The 21,713-nt window shown below is 41.7% G+C and carries 19 protein-coding genes; 14 read left to right on the forward strand and 5 right to left on the reverse strand.

Translation table 11 applies throughout. The annotated features are described in order from the left end of the window. Positions 1-99: 99 nt before the first annotated feature. From AC1TPB_RS06905 to AC1TPB_RS06915, 3 genes are all read right to left on the reverse strand, one after another. Entirely contained in the window at positions 100-576 is a 477-nt protein-coding gene (locus AC1TPB_RS06905; RefSeq protein ID WP_482075815.1) for a GNAT family N-acetyltransferase, read from the reverse strand. A 176-nt stretch (positions 577-752) separates the two neighbouring features. Next, on the reverse strand, positions 753-1,142 hold the full coding sequence (locus tag AC1TPB_RS06910; protein ID WP_482063985.1) for a hotdog fold thioesterase: 390 nt from the start codon (positions 1,140-1,142) through the stop codon (positions 753-755). Positions 1,143-1,185: 43 nt separating this feature from the next. After that, positions 1,186-2,103 (reverse strand): 1,4-dihydroxy-2-naphthoate polyprenyltransferase, encoded by a 918-nt coding sequence (locus AC1TPB_RS06915; protein WP_482076071.1) that lies wholly within the window; start codon positions 2,101-2,103, stop codon positions 1,186-1,188. 174 nt (positions 2,104-2,277) lie between these two features. Here AC1TPB_RS06915 and AC1TPB_RS06920 point away from each other — a divergent pair, with 174 nt between their 5' ends. The 8 genes from AC1TPB_RS06920 (at position 2,278) to AC1TPB_RS06955 (ending at position 12,458) form a co-directional block, all read left to right on the forward strand. Beyond that, positions 2,278-3,663, forward strand: coding sequence for an isochorismate synthase (locus AC1TPB_RS06920; protein ID WP_482075816.1), 1,386 nt, complete (start codon positions 2,278-2,280; stop codon positions 3,661-3,663). Between the two features lie 62 nt (positions 3,664-3,725). Continuing rightward, positions 3,726-5,528: a 2-succinyl-5-enolpyruvyl-6-hydroxy-3-cyclohexene-1-carboxylic-acid synthase gene (gene menD, locus AC1TPB_RS06925; protein ID WP_482075817.1), complete on the forward strand. Its 1,803-nt coding sequence runs from the start codon at positions 3,726-3,728 to the stop codon at positions 5,526-5,528. A 94-nt stretch (positions 5,529-5,622) separates the two neighbouring features. Beyond that, complete coding sequence (gene menH / locus AC1TPB_RS06930; RefSeq protein WP_482075818.1) at positions 5,623-6,489, forward strand: 2-succinyl-6-hydroxy-2,4-cyclohexadiene-1-carboxylate synthase; 867 nt, start codon at positions 5,623-5,625, stop codon at positions 6,487-6,489. A 29-nt stretch (positions 6,490-6,518) separates the two neighbouring features. Next, positions 6,519-7,340 carry a 1,4-dihydroxy-2-naphthoyl-CoA synthase gene (gene menB, locus AC1TPB_RS06935; RefSeq protein WP_482075819.1) on the forward strand — a complete coding sequence of 274 codons (822 nt, stop codon included), beginning with the start codon at positions 6,519-6,521 and terminating at the stop codon, positions 7,338-7,340. A 24-nt stretch (positions 7,341-7,364) separates the two neighbouring features. Continuing rightward, positions 7,365-8,852 (forward strand): o-succinylbenzoate--CoA ligase, encoded by a 1,488-nt coding sequence (locus tag AC1TPB_RS06940; protein WP_482075820.1) that lies wholly within the window; start codon positions 7,365-7,367, stop codon positions 8,850-8,852. Between the two features lie 61 nt (positions 8,853-8,913). Beyond that, complete coding sequence (menC, locus tag AC1TPB_RS06945) at positions 8,914-10,032, forward strand: o-succinylbenzoate synthase (RefSeq protein WP_482075821.1); 1,119 nt, start codon at positions 8,914-8,916, stop codon at positions 10,030-10,032. Between the two features lie 224 nt (positions 10,033-10,256). Beyond that, positions 10,257-10,532, forward strand: a complete 276-nt coding sequence (rpsR, locus tag AC1TPB_RS06950) for a 30S ribosomal protein S18 (protein WP_482075822.1) — start codon at positions 10,257-10,259, stop codon at positions 10,530-10,532. A gap of 471 nt (positions 10,533-11,003) precedes the next feature. After that, the gene (locus tag AC1TPB_RS06955; protein WP_482075823.1) at positions 11,004-12,458 is read left to right on the forward strand and encodes a SulP family inorganic anion transporter; all 1,455 of its coding nucleotides are present in this window, start codon (positions 11,004-11,006) and stop codon (positions 12,456-12,458) included. Positions 12,459-12,520: 62 nt separating this feature from the next. Here AC1TPB_RS06955 and AC1TPB_RS06960 read toward each other — a convergent pair whose 3' ends face one another. Both AC1TPB_RS06960 and AC1TPB_RS06965 read right to left on the reverse strand, forming a co-directional pair. Further along, entirely contained in the window at positions 12,521-13,915 is a 1,395-nt protein-coding gene (locus tag AC1TPB_RS06960; protein ID WP_482063937.1) for a TrkH family potassium uptake protein, read from the reverse strand. Then, on the reverse strand, positions 13,899-14,564 hold the full coding sequence (locus tag AC1TPB_RS06965) for a potassium channel family protein (RefSeq protein WP_482075824.1): 666 nt from the start codon (positions 14,562-14,564) through the stop codon (positions 13,899-13,901). Before AC1TPB_RS06965 ends, AC1TPB_RS06960 begins: the two co-directional genes overlap by 17 nt. A gap of 214 nt (positions 14,565-14,778) precedes the next feature. On the opposite strand from AC1TPB_RS06965, the gene AC1TPB_RS06970 reads away from it, so the two are divergent. From AC1TPB_RS06970 to AC1TPB_RS06995, 6 genes are all read left to right on the forward strand, one after another. Beyond that, on the forward strand, positions 14,779-15,705 hold the full coding sequence (locus AC1TPB_RS06970) for a DUF2232 domain-containing protein (protein WP_482075825.1): 927 nt from the start codon (positions 14,779-14,781) through the stop codon (positions 15,703-15,705). 20 nt (positions 15,706-15,725) lie between these two features. Then, a complete protein-coding gene (locus AC1TPB_RS06975) occupies positions 15,726-17,687 on the forward strand; it encodes a DHH family phosphoesterase (protein WP_482075826.1) in 1,962 nt (653 codons plus the stop codon). Then, the gene (gene rplI, locus AC1TPB_RS06980; RefSeq protein WP_482063933.1) at positions 17,684-18,127 is read left to right on the forward strand and encodes a 50S ribosomal protein L9; all 444 of its coding nucleotides are present in this window, start codon (positions 17,684-17,686) and stop codon (positions 18,125-18,127) included. Before AC1TPB_RS06975 ends, rplI begins: the two co-directional genes overlap by 4 nt. A 366-nt stretch (positions 18,128-18,493) precedes the next feature. Further along, a complete protein-coding gene (locus tag AC1TPB_RS06985) occupies positions 18,494-18,667 on the forward strand; it encodes a hypothetical protein (protein WP_482075827.1) in 174 nt (57 codons plus the stop codon). A 29-nt stretch (positions 18,668-18,696) separates the two neighbouring features. Then, complete coding sequence (gene dnaB, locus AC1TPB_RS06990; RefSeq protein WP_482075828.1) at positions 18,697-20,058, forward strand: replicative DNA helicase; 1,362 nt, start codon at positions 18,697-18,699, stop codon at positions 20,056-20,058. A 194-nt stretch (positions 20,059-20,252) separates the two neighbouring features. Beyond that, positions 20,253-21,539, forward strand: coding sequence for an adenylosuccinate synthase (locus AC1TPB_RS06995; RefSeq protein WP_482075829.1), 1,287 nt, complete (start codon positions 20,253-20,255; stop codon positions 21,537-21,539). Positions 21,540-21,713 lie beyond the last annotated feature (174 nt).

The following is a 21,713-nucleotide window of genomic DNA, read 5'->3' on the forward strand; positions in this document are numbered from 1 at the left end:
TATCCACTGTGGACAAGTATGAACCGATGAATATAAAAGTTATTAACAGATTGTTCATTGTGGATAGAAAAATGCTCCACTAAAGTAGTTCAGCTTAATTTACTCCAACGATTTACTCATAACGAAGTTAGTCATTGAAACTTGCTGGCGCTCGACTTGCTGCATTTGTTCAACGTGAAATCCGTGATGCTCAAAAAACGGTTTAGCCGTAATACTTGCTTCTGTATAGATGGAGGATAGCTGCAATTGATTGGCACCATGTTCTAATTGTGTCAGTAGTGCAGTAGCAATTCCTTGGCGTTGATAATCTTTATGAACAAATAGCCGATCGAGATAACCATCATCGCTCATATCAGAAAAACCTACGATAATGCCATCTTTCATTGCTACATAAGTAATATGTTGTTGTAAGCTTTGCTGCCAACTGTCTGCTTTATTGGCACGTTCCTCTGGTGGAGCCCACGCTTGTAACTGCTTAGCTGAATAATGCGCTGCATTAATATGGTGAACCGTATTATAAAATAGTGCAATAATTTCTTCTATTTGTGAGGCTTCATATCGCTCGATTCGTAACATCGTTTGTTCTCCTTCCTTTTGTAGCATGTGATATACCGTTTGATAATGAAAATACCCTATCCCAATGTAATTAAAAGACGATTAATCTTTGTCAGCTACATCGATGATAGGGTATTTATAATTTATACAAATAGTGATTATTCCAAGCTACATTTGAACTATTTCTAAAAAGACGATTAATCTTTACGTTTCTTAGCAATGGCTACCGTACAACGAGAAATGCAGATTAGACGGTCTTGTTCATCCGTTATCTTAATTTCCCATACTGCGGAGCTGCGACCTTTATGAAGTGGTATACCGATAGCAGTAACGATCCCTTGCCCTACACTTCGTAAATGATTCGCATTAATTTCCATGCCCATCGCAACTTCATTTTCTTGATCAATGCTAGCCCAAGCACCAATACTAGCTACCGTTTCTGCCAGAACGACAGATGCACCACCATGCAATAAGCCAAAAGGTTGTTTTGTTTTTTCGTTAACGGGCATCGTACATATGACTTTATCAGCTGAAAGCTCTAATGTTTCAATCCCTAACGCTTCAATAATTGTACCTTTAATATCCATCATCGCGATATTCCTCCGTACATGACTTGTAGAGGATCATTAGTTAGAACTGATGCACGACATAGCCAAGTAATATACTAAACGTTAATAATAAGCCGAACAATGTATTGAATTGTGCAGTCGATTTCATAGCAGGCATCATCTCAAAGGCAACTGTTTTCCCTTGGAATTGTTTGACGGCTTGAATCGCTTTCGGTGCACTAGCAAATACTATTATTGCCCAAGGCGTAACATGTCCAGTGAAGACAAGCACAACAATCCAAGCGAAGGCAATAATAAATGTAGCAGCCAGTAGCTTAATCGCATTAGGACGACCGAGTAGAATAGCGATTGTTTTACGTCCAAATTCTTTGTCACCATCAAGGTCACGAATATTGTTGGATAAATTGATCGCGCCAATTAAGAAGCCAACACTGATCGAGACGAAGAAATGCGACCAGGACAGATGACCTGTCTGAATGAAATACGTAATCATAATAATGACGGGTCCCATTAATAAGCCAGAGAACAGTTCACCAAATGGAGTAGAGGAAATAGGCAGCGGGCCTGCTGTGTAGAAGTAACCGACAAGCATACATACCGCTCCAATTGCAGCAATCCACCAAGAGCTAGACATACAAATATATACACCAATTAGTATGGCCACAAAGTAGAACAAAAAGGCAAGGTTGCGAACGAATTTCGGTGCTACACCATCACGGACAATGGTTCCACCAATACCGACAGAATCCTTTGTATCGAGCCCACGAATGAAATCGTAATATTCATTGAACATATTCGTTGCCGCTTGAATGAGCAGTGAGGCAATTAGCATCAATATAAACAATAAGACATTCATATTATTATCAAAAAGTGCCATGGCAGTACCAGTAAATACAGGAACAAAAGATGCTGTTAATGTATGAGGTCGCATGAGCCTCCACCAAACATTTTGTGTGGTTGTGTGTAATTCTGTTTGCATCATACCGCATCCTTACTATTATAATATAAGTAACATAATAAAGTTCAACTATAAGTGTAGGATAACTAGAGAAAAGTGTCAACGCTAGAAACTTGGTAGAAAGTTGACGTTATTCTAGTAGGAGTGTATTCTTGAAACAGATAAATCGGTAAGGTAATGACAAGGGTGAATAACGTGAATTTGAATAATAAAATGGTTATATTAATGAAAGAAGGCAAACGACAAGCCCGTCTTTCTGGAAATAATGTGTTGGTAAGCTCCGTTTCTGAGATTGAAAAGATGGATTTACCAGCCTTTTTTTCATACGATGAACACAAATATAAAGGTAATCGATTTTTATGGTCTGAACCAGGTAGAACGTTAACATTTGTCGGCTTAGGTAGTGTGCTTACATTGACTGCAAGCAATGCTACAACACGCTATGAAGAGATTAATGATGCTTGGACAGCAATTGCTACGGAAGCAATCATTGACCATAATATTTCTGGATATGTAGGACCTATATTATTTGGTGGTTTTTCATTTGATCCTAATATTGCACAGACAGAGAAGTGGAGCGATTTTGCTCATACTAGCTTTGCTGTGCCGCAATTTATGGTTACGGAATATGAAGGCAAGACATGGCTCACTATGAATGCATGGATTTCACCTGATGAAGATGAGGTCGAGCAGGAACTATTAAGTATTGATGTTGTGAAATATGCATATGAAGCTGTAGAGCGAGAAGTGCTGTTATCCGTAATGAAGGAAGAAATTGCACCATCTGACTGGATGAGTGCAGTTGGAAATGCTGCTTCATCTATACGTAATGGGGAGTTAGAGAAGGTGGTACTCGCTAGGGCAATTACGCTAGAAGCGAAGGAACCATTCCATGCGGAAGAAGTCGTTAGAAGTTTATTAACGGATCAACTTGATACGTATGTATTTGCTATTGATAAGCAGTGCAGCTGTTTTGTCGGAGCAACACCGGAGCGACTAATTAAGCGCCAAGGTGATCAGTTCCAAACATTATCATTAGCAGGTTCCATCGCTCGCGGAGCAACGTTGTCTGAGGATGAACATCTAGGAAGCTTCTTAAGCCAAGATGTGAAAAATCTACATGAGCATGAGCTAGCTGTCCATATGATTAAGGATGCTATGCTAGAGCTATGTGAAGATGTTGAAGCGCCTAACGCACCAATTATTCGTAAGCTGAAAGATATTCAGCATCTTGCTACGCCTATTACTGGTCTGGCAAAGCCCGATGTTACATTGCTGCAAGCGGTGGAGGCATTACATCCGACACCAGCACTTGGTGGTATGCCAAGGCAAGCTGCTTTGGAAGCTATTCGGACCTTGGAGCATATGGATCGCGGCTGGTATGCAGCTCCAATTGGTTGGTTGAATACTGAGCTAGAAGGTGAATTTGCGGCAGCGATACGTTCCGCATTGTTAAAGGATCGCTGTGCATACTTATTTGCTGGCTGTGGCATCGTCGGAGATTCAGATCCGTTGAGCGAATATCATGAAACAGCATTGAAATTCAAGCCCATGCTAACCGCATTACAAGCTTCTGAGTAAGAAAGCCACTAACGGTACGGAATAAAGAAAAAAGTTACTCTAAAAGCTTAGGGGGATACGTGATGAGTTCGGACGGAGCAACATTATATCTCAGCGCATTTATAGATGAATTAGTAAGAGCGGGCTTGAAGCATATCGTTGTTAGTCCTGGCTCACGCTCGACACCTCTTGCGGTATTAGCCGCAGAACATGAACAGCTTCAAGTATGGATGAATATCGATGAACGTTCTGCAGCGTTTTTTGCGCTAGGTATAGCCAAGGCGAGGCAAGAAACGGTAGCGCTATTGTGTACGTCAGGAACGGCGGCGGCGAATTACTTCCCTGCGATTACAGAAGCTAACCTGTCACGAGTACCTTTAGTGGTAATTACAGCAGATCGACCACATGAGTTGCGTGATGTAGGCGCGCCACAGACGATTAATCAAATCGGACTGTACGGTGATCATGTGAAGTGGTTTTCTGAGATGCCGATTCCCGAGCAAGGTGAACTTATGCTGAAGCATGCACGTATTTCCGCAGCGCGTGCGGTGATGACGGCATGTAGCACGCCAAGTGGACCCGTCCACTTGAACTTCCCATTGCGTGAGCCATTGCTGCCTAATCTTGAGCATCCTGAGCTATTTGGCGGGGGGAGAGCAGGGAAGCGACCGTATACTGTTCACGAGGCAGGGGTGATGACTGCTTCAGCTGCACAAATGAATAGCTTGGCTAAACAGCTATTCGATGTGGACAACGGTATTATTGTATGTGGCGCTCATGATGAGCCTACACTAATAGAAGCAATAACAGCTTTAGCTAGACAATTGGATTACCCTATTTTAGCTGATCCACTGTCACAGCTAAGAAGCGGCGCTCATGATCAAAGCTTCGTTATAGATAGCTATGACTCGTTTCTTAGAGATGAAGCAGTTGCGAAATCGGTTGAGCCAGCAGTAATTATTCGTTTTGGAGCAATGCCGGTATCAAAGCCGCTGCTGCAATATATGAATCGTCATCAGCATAGTAGAATGATTGTTGTCGATGAAGCGGGATGGCGTGATCCGACATTGCTAATGTCGGATCGCTTTACTGTGCATCCTGTCTTATTCTGTAGGCAGCTGTGCGAAGCTATGGAGCAACTACAGCTTGGTGAAGCCATAGGACAGGAAAAGCAATACGAGGGTATTGAACGGCTTAGGCAGTTGACTAAGTGGGCATCGCAATGGCTGGAGCTGAATGAAGCAACCAGAGCGCTACTACAGCAGGAAGCATACGGTGAACATGGTGGTCAGCTGTTCGAAGGACGAGTTGTAACGGAACTACAGGCTTTAATGAGTAGCAATAGTACGCTGTTTGTTGGTAATTCGATGCCGATTCGTGATGTAGATAGTTTCTTCTGCAACAAGGAAGACGCTATTCGTATTCTCGCTAACCGCGGAGCAAATGGAATTGATGGCCTAGTATCAACAGCAATCGGTATTAGCGCTGTAAGTGAGCGGACGGTATTGTTAATCGGTGATTTATCGTTCTATCATGATATGAATGGGTTATTAGCAGCTAAGCTTCATCAGCTTAATATAACGATTGTTATTGTTAATAATGATGGTGGGGGTATTTTTTCCTTCTTACCACAAGCGAAGCTACCGAATCATTTTGAAGTATTGTTCGGGACACCAACTGGACTTGATTATGAGCATGCGATTAAGATGTATGGTGGTCAATTCCACCGTATTCAGAGCTGGCAGCAATTCCATGAAGCTTTTGAGCATGCCGAGCAGCATGGTGGATTACAAGTTATCGAAGTTCCAACGGACCGCGAACTTAATGTGGAGCTTCATCGTCAAATATGGCCTAAGCTGTCCGCTAAGTTAGCGAAGTTATTATAATATGTGCGTGTTCAAAAAGCAGGCTTTCAGAATCGATGTCTACTTCGTTATCAAAGACTGCTTTTTGAACAACCTTAATAAGGAGCTCAATAGGATGAAGTACATCATCAATGGGGTATCTTACTATGTAGAAGTTCATGGAGAAGCTCATCCAGAAGCTCATGGAAAACGACAAGCATTGTTGTTATTACATGGCTTCTCAGGCAATCATGAGCAATGGGCTCCGTTCATTGACAGCTGGAGTGCAGAGCATCAGCTCGTTATCGTTGATCTATTAGGTCATGGTGAGAGTGATGCCCCCATTGCGTTCACTCGTTATAGCTCAGAGCAAACGGTCAATGACTTAGTGGAGCTGCTTGATCAGCTGCATATTGAATCAGCAATTGTGTTAGGATATTCTATGGGTGGTAGAATTGCATTATCGATGGCGCAGCTTGTTCCTTCTAAAGTGAGTGGCTTAATTCTAGAAAGTACTTCTCCAGGAATCGCGACATTAGAAGAACGACAAGCTAGAATTGCGAGTGATGAGGCTTTAGCTACCAAGCTTGAACAGCATGGCATCGATTGGTTTGCAGATTATTGGGCAGAGCTACCGCTATTTACTAGTCTGAAAATGCTACCGTTAGTAGAGCGAGAAGCGATTGATCAGCAGCGTCGCAATAATACGCCGCTAGGTTTAGCCAATAGCTTGCGAGGCATTGGTACTGGTGCTCAGCCATCATGGTGGGAGCAATTGGATAATATTACTGGGCCGACATTATTCATTGTTGGTGAAGCAGATACAAAGTTTCGAGCGATTGCGGAGCAGATGATGCTACGGATGAGTAACTCGGAAAGGCAATTAGAGATTGTTTCCGAAGCTGGTCACAATGTACATATGGAACAACCTCATAAATTTGATACAATAGTAAAGAGATACTTAACGATGAGTGCAGGTTCAAAGAGCGATCTATTTGAATAACCACAATGAGAAAAGGGATGGTGTAACAGATGTCAGTAGTAGCATGGGAAAAATATGGTAATTTTGAAGACGTTTTATATGAAACATATGATGGTATAGCGAAAATCACAATTAATCGTCCAGAAGTTCGTAATGCTTTCCGTCCTAAGACGGTTATGGAGCTTATTAATGCATTTGCGATTGCTCGTGATGATGCGAACATTGGTGTTATCGTTCTAACAGGTGCTGGTGATTTAGCTTTCTGTTCAGGCGGTGATCAGAAGGTTCGTGGTCATGGTGGTTATGTCGGCGAAGATCAAATTCCTCGTCTTAACGTTCTTGATCTACAACGCTTGATTCGTACGATTCCTAAGCCAGTTATTGCAATGGTGGCAGGATATGCTATTGGTGGTGGACATGTTCTACATATTGTATGTGACTTAACGATTGCAGCAGACAACGCACGCTTTGGACAAACAGGTCCGATGGTTGGTAGCTTCGATGGTGGTTATGGTGCAGGCTATCTAGCTCGCATTGTTGGTCAGAAGAAGGCTAGAGAAATTTGGTATCTATGCCGTCAATATGATGCTCAAGAAGCATTGGATATGGGTCTAGTGAATACCGTTGTACCACTTGCAGATCTAGAAGCAGAAACAGTGAAATGGTGCCAAGAGATTTTATCCAAGTCGCCAATGGCGCTACGTTTCTTAAAAGCTTCTTTCAATGCAGAGACAGATGGACTAGCAGGAATTCAACAGCTTGCTGGAGATGCAACGCTGCTATACTATACAACAGAAGAAGCAAAAGAAGGTCGCGACTCCTTCAAAGAGAAAAGAGATCCGGACTTCAAGCAGTTCCCACGTTTCCCATAAGACGTATACAAGGAGGGCAAAGTGATGCATATGCCTCATTGGCTTGATAAGCGAGCCTCTCTTACGCCTAATCGGATAGCGATTGAATATGGCAACGAGCAGATTACGTTCTTGCAATTGCGCGATCAGTCTCTCGTGACAGCTAACAGAATAAGATCATTACCAACAAAGCAAGGCTACAGAGTAGCCTTGCTTTGTTCTAATGATAGCTATACTGTGGAGCTTATTCATGCTATTCAATATGTTGGCGGCATTGTTGTGCCGCTTAATAGTAGGCTTACGGCACATGAACTACGCTATCAGCTGCAAGATGCGAAGTGTAACGTACTCATTTATCATCCACAATTCCAGCAGCTTGTTGAACTTATAACTAGTGAATATGACAGTATACGCTGTATATCTACGACGGATTTGCAACAAGTTGAGCTGGCGACGGATGCACCTCTGATCACTTATATCGATCAAGAAGAGACGCATACGATTATGTATACTTCAGGAACAACAGGTTCTCCGAAAGGTGTCATTCAAAGCTACAGTAATCATTGGAACTCTGCCGTTGGCTCGATGCTCAATCTAGGGCTTTCTGAACATGATAAATGGCTTGTATGTGTCCCATTGTTCCATATTAGCGGTTTATCGATCGTCATTCGCAGTGTCATTTACGGTATTCCAATGGTCATTCATGAAAAATTTGAGCCTGCTGCTGCCAATGCTGCAATTATCGAGCAAGGTGTAACGATAATGTCGGTTGTCAGTACTACGCTATCGAGGATGATCGGGCAGCTCGGTGACGTTCGTTATCCTGAACATTTTCGTTGTATGTTATTAGGCGGGGGACCTGCTCCACTTTCGTTACTTGAGCAATGTGTGGCAAAGGGGATACCAGTCTTTCAAACATATGGCATGACGGAAACATGTTCGCAGATTGTGACGCTGCAGCCTGAATATATGCTGTCGAAGCTAGGTTCCGCCGGAAAGCCACTTTTCCAAGCAGAGTTGAACATTATGGCTGATGGTCATGAGGCGCAAGCTTTGGAAGCGGGAGAGATTATTGTTCGTGGTCCTAATGTGACTGCTGGTTATTTGAATGGTGTAGGTGCAGATAGCTTTGCTAATGGTTGGCTCTATACAGGAGATATCGGCTATGTGGATGAAGAGGGCTTCCTTTATGTACTCGATCGTCGCAAAGATATGTTCGTATCTGGCGGGGAAAATATATATCCTGCCGAGATTGAAGCGGCACTTATAAGTCATGAGACTGTACACGAAGCAGGTGTTACGAGTATCGCTCATGAGCATTGGGGACAAGTACCTGTTGCATTTGTCGTCTTAGAGTCTAATACTAATTCAGTGATTGCGGTAGAGGAGCTGCAGCAGCATTGTGCCGAGCGATTAGCAAAGTATAAGCTGCCTAAGCAGATACATATTGTGACACAATTACCGCGTAATGCTTCTAATAAATTACTTCGTCGTGACTTATTGCAATTGCTACCTTTCAAGCAAAGAATGTAATTAGAGGTTTGAAAAGCAGAGTGGCGAGAAAGAAACTGCGCTAGACGGAAGGAGGTTGCTTATGATAACGATTCAATCGATTACATTATATCGGATTAGTATGTCATTGAAGGACCCCTTCGTTACAGCTAACGGTGCTTATCTCGATCGTGAGACGATTGTTATAGAAGTTACAGATAGCCAAGGGAATGTCGGCTGGGGCGAATGTGTAGCATTCGCTACGCCTTGGTACACTGAGGAAACGGTGCATGGCGCTTGGCATATATTGCGAGATTTTCTTATTCCAACGTTACTTGGAGCTAGTGTGTCGCATCCGAAGGAGCTACCAATGCTACTGGCTAATGTGAAACGCAATGGGATGGCGAAGGCTGGATTAGAGATGGCGATCTGGGATTTGTATGGTCAGATTGTTGGGAAACCGTTATATGAACTTATCGGTGGTATAAGGAAAGAGCTGAAAGTCGGTGTGGCTATCGGCTTACAATCTTCTTTAGACGATTATTATCGCTTAATTGAGCAATATACTGCGGATGGTTATGAACGAATGAAAATAAAGATTAAGCCTGGTCAGGATATTGATCTTGTTACAGCTATACGATCTCGTTATTCCAATCTTCCACTAATGGTCGATGCTAATTCGGCGTATGATCTGGGTGATATTGCTCATTTACAGCAACTGGATGATTATGATCTGATGATGATCGAACAACCGCTTGCGAGCGACGATATTGTTGATCATGCGAAGCTACAGGCTCAGCTGACTACGCCGATATGTCTTGATGAAAGTATTATTACATATGATGATGCGCGAAAAGCGATTGAGCTTGGTAGCTGCAAAATCATTAATGTGAAGCTAGGTCGTGTTGGCGGAATGACGGAAGCGATGCGCATCCATGATTTATGTCAACAGCATGACATTGCAGTATGGTGCGGGGGAATGCTTGAGTCAGGCATCGGACGTGCTCATAATATGGCGCTCGCTTCGTTAAGCCAATTTACGATTCCAGGAGATATTTCGGCATCGGCAAGATACTGGCATCAAGATATTATTGTACCGGCGGTTAAGATTGAGCAGGGTGTCGTAGTACTGCCTGCAGGAGCAGGGATTGGGTTTGAAGTTGATCGCGAATATATCGAGCAACTAACGCTAGAGCGATTGGAATTCAATCATTCACGATAATTGGCTCATTTATAATATAAATTCCATTAATTTTGTGCAAACAACGTGGAAATTTATTTGATTTTTAAAGTGTTATGAGTTATTCTATTGTAAGTGACTTTAACAGGGTACCTAGATGTACCTATCGAAAAATAGAGATAAAATTCAAAATTAACCTTAGTCAGTTCGGACTATGTCAGTGATCTGAATTGCCATTAAATTTATAACAGAAGGGAAGGGTTCGAATGAGCTTCAGAAAAGAAAGCGGAGAAGATCGTGGAGAGCGTAAGTTCTCTCGTAAAGGCGGCCGCAACAAGCGTCGTAAAGTTTGTTTCTTCACAGTAAACAAAGTTACGCACATCGACTACAAAGATACTGATTTGCTTAAAAAGTTTATCAGCGAGCGTGGTAAAATTCTACCTCGTCGTGTAACTGGTACAAGCGCGAAGTATCAACGTGTTCTGACAATCGCTATTAAGCGTTCTCGTCAAATCGCATTACTACCATACACTACTGAATAGTAGGTTACGGATAAAGGGCTTCCCCACAAGGGAAGTCCTTTTTAGGTATTAATCGCTTGTGATCACGATGACTATGCTAACGTAGCTTAGTCGGCGTCGAATATGCCTCCCCATCGAAAGCCTGGCATAAGCTTCCGATGTATGTTTCTTGCAGAAACATTGTAGGTGCTCACGTACACAAAACGTACGCTGTGCTACTCGTTTTCGCTGTGGGTCATCTTCTTGGTGCTGACAACCGATTAAGGTATTTCAAGAAGCCTTGCTTGTGATCACGCTGCATCGTGTTATAGCTTAGCCTACGCCGACTATGCCATTCATTGCTGGTGTACGAATAACGTACACTTCGCTTGTAGTTTTATTAGTATCAAACTTATATTGACAGCTTAATCTTGTGGATTTATAGTGAGTAGGTTGCTGTCTTGATGATAGAATGGACAAGTTTAAGTTAGGCAACAAAGGGAGAGAACTACATTGCTTAATAAGTTACGGTCAATATGGTTATTCAATGTTAGAGGAGATGTGCTTGCAGGGGTGACGGTCGCATTAGCGTTAATTCCTGAAGCTATTGCGTTCTCGATCATTGCTGGTGTTGATCCTATGGTTGGGATTCATGCTTCGTTTTGTATTGCGGTACTCATATCAATTTTTGGCGGAAGACCGGGGATGATATCTGCTGCAACAGGTGCGATGTCTATTTTGATGGTAACACTTGTAGCGCAGTATGGGATTGAATATTTGTATGCTACGACGATCCTTACAGGATTAATTCAATATGCTATTGGTGCATTAAAGCTAGGAAAATGGATTTCGTTCATTCCACAATCGGTATTATCTGGATTTCTTAATGCATTAGGTATTATGGTGTTTATGAGCCAGCTACAGCATTTTGTAGATGAGACATGGGTAGTTTATATGATTGGTGCTGTTACATTGTTAATTGTATATGGCTTACCTTATATTACTAAAGCAATTCCGTCTACTTTAGTAGCGATTGTTGTGATGACTATAGCTGTAATAGTGATCGGTCTAGATGTAAGAACGGTAGGAGATATGGGTGTTATTAATAGTAGCCTGCCATTGTTCCATTGGCCAAATGTCCCTATTTCATGGGAAACCTTAAAAATTATTGCCCCAGTAGCGTTAACTATGGCTATTGTAGGCTTACTTGAATCATTGATAACGGCGACGGTCCTCGATGAACATACGAAGACGAAGAGTGATAAGAACAAGGAAGTTCGCGGTCAAGGGATTGCCAATACGATTACGGGTATGTTCGGCGGGATGGCTGGTTGTGCGATGATTGGCCAATCATTAATAAATGTACGTTCAGGTGGACGAGGTAGACTTTCAACGATGGTTGCAGGCGGAGTATTGTTATTACTTATCGTTGTATTACGCGATGTAGTGGTGAAAATTCCGATGCCTGCGCTAGCCGGCGTGATGATTATGGTTGCGATTAGCACATTTGAATGGCAATCGATTAAGCAGATTCCGAAGGCGCCAATTGGTGATACGATGACGATGATCGTAACGGTTGTTGTCATATTAATTACTCATAATCTTGCACAGGGTGTATTGGTAGGGGTATTGTTGAGTGCAGTTATTTTCGCAATTCAATCTAGTAAGCTTCATATTACGACTGCTACGGACGAAGAACGAGGCTTACTAACCTATTATATAAATGGTCCACTATTTTTCGCAACGTCTACGGCGTTTGATCATTCGATCGAAGCCGTTGCAGGATATAAGCGGATTATTATTGACGGTAGCAACTCGAAATTATGGGATCAATCAGCAATCTTATCACTGACCAAGGTAGTGAATCGACTTCAAGAAGATGGTTATGAAGTTGAATTGGTGCTCTGGGATAAGGAAAGCTCACAGCTTGTCAAGAAATCAGGCATGACTGAAACATTAAGCGCATAATATTAAAGGCTTATGCCGTTATGATCTCAAATAAGAGACTATAGCCGCATAAGCCTTATTTATTAACCAATCAATATATTATCCTCTGGGTAGCCAAGACGAGATTGCTGTTTGCGTTTAGCTAGTGCGTAAGCAAGCGTTAACGGTCCGAGTCGCCCGATGAACATTGTGAAGCTAATAATAATTTTACCAAGTGTCGAAAGATCTTTGGTCAGTCCCATAGATAAGCCAGTAGTACTGAACGCAGAAGTAGCTTCGAATAAAACTTCTAAGAAATGATCCTCTAGCATGTCCTCTGTAATCGTCAATACAAGTGCGATGATGAGTACACATGCCAGTGAGCTCATAACAACGGCAAGCGCACGTAGCACAGTTTCTTGAGGGATTCTACGCTTAAAGGCGTGAATCTGCCCGCCACCTCGGAATGTTGTAATGGTAGCTAGTATAAGCACAACAACGGTATTAATTTTCACACCACCACCAGTACCGCCAGAAGCCGCACCAATGAACATGTAGATAATAAGTAGAAATTGTGATGCCGTAAGCATATGGGTAATTTCAAGTGTGTTGAATCCTACACTTCGCGGTACGAGACTTTGAAACAAAGAAGCTTGAATTCGTTCTCCCCAGTTCAACGTGCCGAATGTAGCGGGATTCATCGATTCAAGTAGTAATAAGATTGAGAAACCAACGATAGTAATGATCAGCGAAGACGAAAGAACTATTTTGGTATGTAACGAAAACTTACTCCACTTCCGTTTTTTGAATAGTTCTACAATAACGATATAGCCTAATCCTCCGGCTACGAATAATGCAATAATGACAAAATTGACAACAGGATCACCAACATAAGCAACTAATCCTTCTGGCCAAAGTGCGAACCCTGCGTTGTTGAAGGCGGAGACGGAGTGGAATAACGCATAGAAAAATGCCGTTTTCCAGCCCATAGAAGCTTCCCAGTGAAATGTCAGAATGAGCGTAGCAATCGATTCAAAAGTAAACACAATAATAAATATATAAATGCTTAAGCGAACAAGGCCTTGTGAGGTTGTTGACTGAGTTGTTTGTTGAATGAGAAGTCGTTCCTTCAATCCAATCCGCTTGCCCAAAAGAATCGCAATAATAACGCTGATTGTCATGAATCCGAGTCCTCCGACTTGAATTAACAGCATAAGGATACTTTGTCCAACAATAGAGAAGTCAGTACCAGCGTCGAGCACACTAAGCCCGTTCACACAAACTGCCGAAACTGCTGTGAAAAAGGCATTAATGAAACCAATAGAATGTCCATTATGCGATGACACAGGCATCATCAATAGCAAGGTACCTATAGTAATAAGCATCAAGAAAGCTAATACGATAAATTGTGGCGGACTAGGCTGATAACGTAATATCCTAACTTTATTGGAAAGTTTACTCTGCTTTTGTTGAGATGGGGAGTTAGCGTTTTCGATCATAATGTGTCTCCAACTGTCTGATTTGCTCGAGAGAGCCGATCAGTAATAACAAATTTCCAGCTTCGATCTTATCTTCAGCACTTGGGGCAACATTCATTCGTTTATTTGTTTTGATTGCAAGAATGGTACAGCCGAAGCGGGCACGAATATTAAGCTTTTGCAAAGACAATCCATGCATGGCAGGTGATGCTAGCATTTCGACGATATTGTATTCCTCAGAAAGCTCAATATAATCAATAATGCTATTCGAACTAAGTTGATTCGCTAATCTCATGGCCATATCTCGTTCTGGATAAATGATTTGGTCTGCACCAATTTTGCGCAATACATTTCCATGCATTTCATCCCGTGCTTTGGCGATAACGGTTGGTATTTTCAATTCTTTAAGTAATAAAGTGGTTAGAATGCTTGATTGTAGGTCATCACCAATGGCGACAATCGCATGGGTGAAATTACTCGCACCTAATTCCTTAAGTACGGCTTCATCTGTACAGTCAGCTTGAATCGCGTGTGTTGCATAAGGTGCGACATCCTGCACTAATTCGGCATCTCTATCAACGGCTAATACTTCATGTCCATTAGCAACTAATGTTCGTGCTAGACTACTACCAAAACGACCTAAACCTACAATAAGAAATTGCTTTTTCATAAACATATCACTTCCTAATTTTTATAACTAAGATGAATCATAGTTCATCTACTCCAGAAAATGCAATAAAATTCTAGTAGCATGATTATGGTGACAATTATTAAAGTTTGATGTTTGTATCTAAGTTACAATTTACCGAATGAAGACGGTCATGTAGATCAATACTACAGGGAATGATTTATGATATAATGATGTTTAGTGTAACTTACAAACAATGATTCTACGTATTGAGGTGAATGGTTTGAAAACAGGTATAAAACCGATACTATGGAGCTTAATGGCACTTGCGATGTCTTTGTTCATCATAGTACCGGGTCTTAATGTATTAACACTATTGTTTAGCTTGGTTCCTTTTACGCTTCTTTATACGCAATTGGACAAAAAGTCATTTGTTGTACATGTTATTGTAATTCTTGTCGTTGGATCTGTCATTATAGATCCATTTATTTTTCTAAGTACAAGTATATTAGCATTAATTCCGAGCATTTACATGGGCCATATGTACAGAGGCGGAACACCTTCATTAAAGATTATCCCGAAAATGACGGGGATAATGCTAGTTCTTCTTATGCTGGAACTATTGGTGATTGAAAATGTGATCGGTATTTCTATGTTAAACGATATTCGCACTACATTGATTGCATCGATGAATAATTTAACTGCGTTACCGCTGAATTGGAACGCTGAAGTATCAGAAGGTTTTGTGAAAATGTTTCTAGATATGATTCCTTTTGTCATGCTACTTATTTCGTTCGGCATTGTCATATGCTCTCATTATGTTGCTCGTAAATTAGCGACGATGGAGGGTATCGTTGTGCCTGCATTTCCAGCAGCTAGAGATTGGCGCTTACCCCGTTCAATATTATTTCTTTACTTGCTTGTCTATATTGTGCAGATGATGGTAAATCCGCTAGATACATCATTTCTAACGGTAGCACTTGCAAGTCTTGTGCCAACATTAAGTTTCCTATTTTCTATTCAAGCGGTTGGTTTTTTCTTCTATCTCGCACATAATCGAAATTGGCCAAAAATCATTCCGGTTTTAATAGCAATTCCTGTTATCCTACTTCCATTTTTCAGTATTTTAGGGATATTGGACGCGGCTTTTCCACTTAGAAAGTATTTTTCTAAGCAAACCTAAGCACGGGAGCGATTATGAATATGCCGAATTTTTTAACGAGACGTTGGCACGGTCTTCATAGTATTATATCCATCGTTATTATGCTCATATTAACAGCGATGCTAACTATTTTTTCTTGGATAGCAGGAGCGGTTGGACTTTTGTTAAGTATAGGTGTAGCAATTTATTTATTGATTGCTGAGCGTGCGTTTCGTCAGGATTTCAAATCGTACATTCAGACTTTATCCTATCGCCTGAAGAAGGGCGGAACGGATGTTATTCAGGAATTACCTTTTGGAATTATTATATTTAATGAAGAAAACATAGTAGAGTGGCATAATCCTTTTATTGCCCAGATTCTGAATCAAGAATCGTTAATTGGTGAATCGCTAACGAAGTTATTTCCATCTATCTCGCAAGCGAAAGATCGAGAAGGGCATATTGAAGTTATGTTGCACCAGCATATGTATCGGCTAACTTTCCGTGAGAAGGATCGGATCGTCTACGTGGTAGATATTACGGAAACATGGGCGTTACATAAAAAGTATGATGAGGAGCGTCTATCACTAGGTATCGTTATGGTTGATAATTTAGAAGAAGTGACACAAGGGCTAGACGATAACCAACGTGCAGTACTTCTCTCAAAAGTGACTGGTGAAATTACCGATTGGGCGCAGAAATATGAAGTGTATTTGAAACGACTAACTTCGGATCGCTTCCTACTTATTACCGATCAGCGGACACTTCGCATTCTTGAACAAACACGCTTTGATATTCTTGACGATGTACGTGAGTTGACAAGTGATCAGAAAATACCAGTGACGCTTAGTATTGGATTTGCTGCTGGTGCGGATCATGTTCTAGAGTTAGGACAATGGTCACATCGTAGCTTAGATATCGCATTAGGTCGTGGTGGCGACCAAGTAACGGTTAAGTTTGGCACACGTCAGACGTTCTATGGTGGTAAAACGAATGCAGTCGAGAAGCGTACTCGTGTACGGGCGCGTGTAGTAGCACACACATTACGGGATCTTATTAAAGAAAGCTATAATGTGGTTATTATGGGCCATCGTATGCCTGATATGGATGCCATCGGTGCTGCAGTTGGTATATTGAAAGCTGCACGAATGCTAGGCAAGGAAGCTTATATTGTATTGGAAGGAAATAATCCATCTATCGATCGTATGATGGAGCTTTTGCGCGAGGATGAGAAAATTGCTAAGCGATTCATTACACCTGAGCAAGCGATAAGTCTGATGACGCCAGCGACTTTAGCTGTTGTTGTAGATACGCATAAGGCATCTATGGTAGCTGAACCGAAGTTATTAAGTATGACCGAGCGATTAGTAGTTATCGACCATCATCGACGTAGTGAGGAGTTTCTCAGTCATGCTACATTGATGTATTTAGAGCCTTATGCATCGTCGACATGTGAATTAGTTACGGAACTGTTACAATATATTCATGATCGAATTTCTTTAGATGTGCGGGAAGCAACTTCATTATTAGCGGGCATTACCGTTGATACGAAAAGCTTCTCATTAAGAACGGGTGCTAGAACATTTGAAGCAGCATCATTTTTACGTCGTAATGGCGCAGATTCATCGATGATTCAACGTATGCTGCAAGAGGATTTGAATGGGTATCTGAACAAATCTGATATTATTAAGCATGCAACGATCATCTATGAACATATTGCATTAGCTGTTGTGGAAAAAGGCCAAGTGAAATCGCAATTATTAATTGCTCAATCGGCAGATACATTGCTGAATATGTCTAATATTTATGCTTCATTCGTTGTTTCAGAACGACAGGATGGTTTAATTTCCGTAAGTGCCCGTTCATTTGGACAAATCAATGTTCAGGTTGTGATGGAGCGTATGGGCGGCGGTGGACATCTAACCAATGCTGCAGCACAGTTAGAAGGAACGGTAGATGAAGTGGCTATTAAGCTGAAAAATGTACTCAAACAAATTGAGGAAGAAGAGGGGTTATTCGAATGAAAGTGATTTTTCTACAGGATGTTAAAGGTCAAGGTAAAAAAGGTGAAGTTAAAGATGTGTCTGAAGGATATGTACGTAATTTCTTATTGCCGAAAAATTTAGTTAAGATTGCGTCAGCCGGTAATGTGAAAACATTAGATATGCAGCATGCTTCTGAAGTAAAGCGCAAAGAGCAAGAGAAACAAGATGCGATTGCATTAGGCAAAAAAATTGAAGAATTAACGATTCAAGTAAAAGCAAAAGCTGGTGAAGGCGGTAAATTATTCGGTGCCATCACAACAAAACAAATTGCTGATGCTGTTGCAGCACTTGGCATCAAAATCGATAAACGCAAAATGGAATTGGATGAGCCAATTCGTTCCCTTGGCGTAACGCAAGTACCTGTTAAGTTACACCTGGATGTGAAAGCGACAATGAAAGTACAAATCGTCGAAGAATAGTTAGAGGTAGTTCAAAACATCCACTTGTGATCACGATGACTATGCTAACGTAACGTAGTCGACGGCGAATATGCCTCCCCATCGAAAGCCTGTGTGTGCTCGTGTACCAATAACGTACACTGTGCTACTCGTTTTCGCTGTGGGTCATCTTCTTGGTGCTGACAAGCGAACGTTTTGAACCTTTATTTGAAGTTCGGTCAAAAGACATCGTGGCTTCACTTTGTTGCATAGACATTTTCGTTATGCTTCGAAGGTGTGGGTTTGCTTACATACACTTTGTGTACGTTGTGTTTTATGCTCCGTTGCATAGAAATCGTCATAGCTTGGCTATGATGTCTTTTGAAAGATAAATTGAACCACCTTAACATGAAAGTTCAAAAAAAGGGCTTTCAGAACCGAGAAGATGGAGCGCTACTTGAGAAAGGCGGAAGCGCAAGTGTACGTTATTGGTACACGCGAACCGTACTTTCCAAGTTCGCTTCATATTCGACGTCGAGTAACCTTCGAAGTCAATCATCGTTATCAAAGTCCGTTTTTTGAACTACCTCTAAAAGAAAGGATGTGGGCTGGTGAATTCAGAACCATTATTCGACCGCGTGCCGCCGCAAAATATGGAGGCTGAACAGGCTGTTATTGGCGCAGCATTGTTACAGCCAGAAGCTTTAATTACAGCGATGGAACGTGTAAAGAGTGAAGATTTCTATAATAGTGCCCATCAACTGATCTTTGAAGCTATGTTGGATCTCGGTGAGGACAGTCAACCGATTGATCTCGTGACGTTAACAGCGCATTTACAGGATAAGGGCACGTTAGAGGAAATAGGCGGAGTAAGTTATTTGGCGAAGCTTGCCCATTCCGTACCTACAGCTGCGAACGTAGAATATTATGCGCAAATCGTTGAAGAAAAGTCGATGTTACGTCGCTTAATTCGGACAGCAACAAATATTGTTTCTGATGGCTATGCGAATGCAGAAGATATAACGAGTATGCTTAGTGATGCAGAGAAAAAAATTATGGAAATTTCCAATCGTCGTTCAAGTAGCGGATTTATTTCGATTCGAGATGTATTGATGGAAGTTTTCGAAAAAGTAGAATTTCTCTATGCAAACCGCGGAGGAACTTCTGGTATTCCGTCGGGCTTCATTGATCTAGATCGGATGACTGCAGGTTTTCAGCGTAGTGACTTAATTATCGTTGCTGCTCGACCTTCTGTAGGTAAGACGGCATTTGCCTTAAATATTGCGCAAAACGTTGGTGTACGTGCCAAAGAGACGGTAGCAATCTTCAGTCTGGAGATGTCAGCTGCTCAGCTTGTACAGCGTATGATTTGTGCGGAGGCCAATGTCGATGCGACACGTATGCGTACAGGTAATTTAGAGCCAGATGATTGGGAGAAGCTGACGATGGCGATCGGCGCTTTATCTGAAGCGGAAATTTATATTGATGATACTCCAGGTATTACTGTAGCGGAAATTCGCGCCAAATGTCGTCGTTTGAAGAAGGAAAATGGTTTGGGTATGATTGTGATCGACTATTTGCAGCTAATCTCAGGTCGTGGGAAAGCTGGAGAAAATCGTCAGCAGGAAGTATCTGAAATATCACGTACATTGAAGCAAATTGCTCGTGAGTTGGAAGTTCCTGTTATCGCACTGTCGCAGCTTAGTCGTGGCGTTGAACAACGTCAAGATAAACGTCCAATGATGTCCGATCTACGTGAGTCAGGATCAATTGAGCAAGATGCCGACATTGTATCCTTCCTATATCGCGATGATTACTATGATAAAGAGTCAGAGAAGAAAGATATTATCGAAATTATTATTGCAAAGCAGCGTAATGGTCCCGTTGGGACGGTGGAGCTCGTATTCCTCAAAAACTTCAATAAATTCGTAAATATAGATAGAACTCATCAAGATCCGTCGAAAGCGTCATAAATCACGAACGATTACATGTACTATCATGTAATCGTTCGTTTTTTATTTGACTTTTTTTAGGACAATTGATAAAATATTAATGCGGTTACTTAAAGTGAAAATTCAAAAAGTAGACTTTTTGAGCAACCGCTTGAATATCATCTTTTGTTGTGACAAAAATTATCGATGTAGAATCATCGAGTGGGGGTAGAGCTATGTCAACAGTTGTTGTTGTCGGTACGCAGTGGGGAGATGAAGGGAAAGGTAAAATTACCGATTTTCTTGCGGAGGGTGCGGACGTAGTAGCGCGTTATCAAGGTGGTAACAATGCCGGACATACGATTCTTATTGATAATAAAAAATATAAGTTAACGATGGTTCCTTCTGGTATTTTCAATGCCAATAAAACATGTGTTATTGGCAATGGTATGGTCATTAATCCTGAAGCATTAATTACTGAAATTAATTATATTCAAGAGAATGGCTTCTCTACAGAAAACCTTGTAATTAGTGATCGTGCGCATGTTATTATGCCTTATCATATTATTCTTGATGGTCTTGAAGAAGATCGCAAAGGTGATCAAAAAATAGGTACAACTCGTAAAGGAATCGGCCCTTGCTATATGGATAAAGCTTCTCGCAGCGGTATTCGTATCGCAGATCTTATGGATGCAGAAGAGTTCTCTGCTCGTGTCCGTGCGATTGTTATTGAGAAAAACCAATTAATCGAGCAAGTTTACGGTTCTGCAGGTGTTGACGCTGAGCAAATCATTAAAGAGTATCTTGCATATGCGGAAGTACTTCGTCCATATGTTACAGATACGTCTGTTGTTTTGAATGATGCTATCGATGCTGATCAAAAGGTGTTATTTGAAGGTGCTCAAGGTGTAATGCTTGATATCGACCAGGGTACTTACCCATATGTTACTTCTTCAAACCCGTCAGCAGGTGGTGTTTGTATCGGTTCTGGCGTAGGCCCATCACGTATTCAACAAGTTATTGGTGTAGCAAAAGCTTACACTACTCGTGTCGGCGACGGTCCTTTCCCTACTGAGCAAGATAATGAAATCGGTCAACGGATTCGAGATATAGGCCATGAATACGGTACGGTTACTGGCCGTCCTCGTCGTGTAGGCTGGTTCGATACCGTTGTTATCCGTCACGCGCGCCGTGTCAGTGGTATTACGGGGCTTTCCCTTAACTCATTAGACGTTCTTTCTGGCCTTGATACCGTTAAGATCTGTACAGGGTACAAATATCGCGGTGAGATCATTCACCACTACCCCGCAAGCTTGAAAGCAGTAAGTGAATGTGAAGCGGTATATGAAGAGCTACCAGGCTGGTCAGAGGATATTACGAGCGTAAAACGTCTTGAAGATCTACCGACCAACACATTGAACTATGTCAATCGTATTGCTGAACTAACAGGAATTCCAATTGCGATCTTCTCTGTGGGGCGGAATAGAGAACAGACGAACCAAGTACTCCCAATCTACCAGTGATCCGCTTGTGATCACGATGACTATGCTAACGTAGCATAGTCGGCGGCGAATATGCCCCCCATCGAAAGCCTGTGTGTGCTCACGTACACATAACGTACGCTGTGCTACTCGTTTTCGCTGTGAGTCATCTTCTTGGTGCTGACAAGCGAATCGTCGAGGATGCCCTCTTCGTGG

This window comes from Paenibacillus sp. Y951, assembly GCF_056786395.1.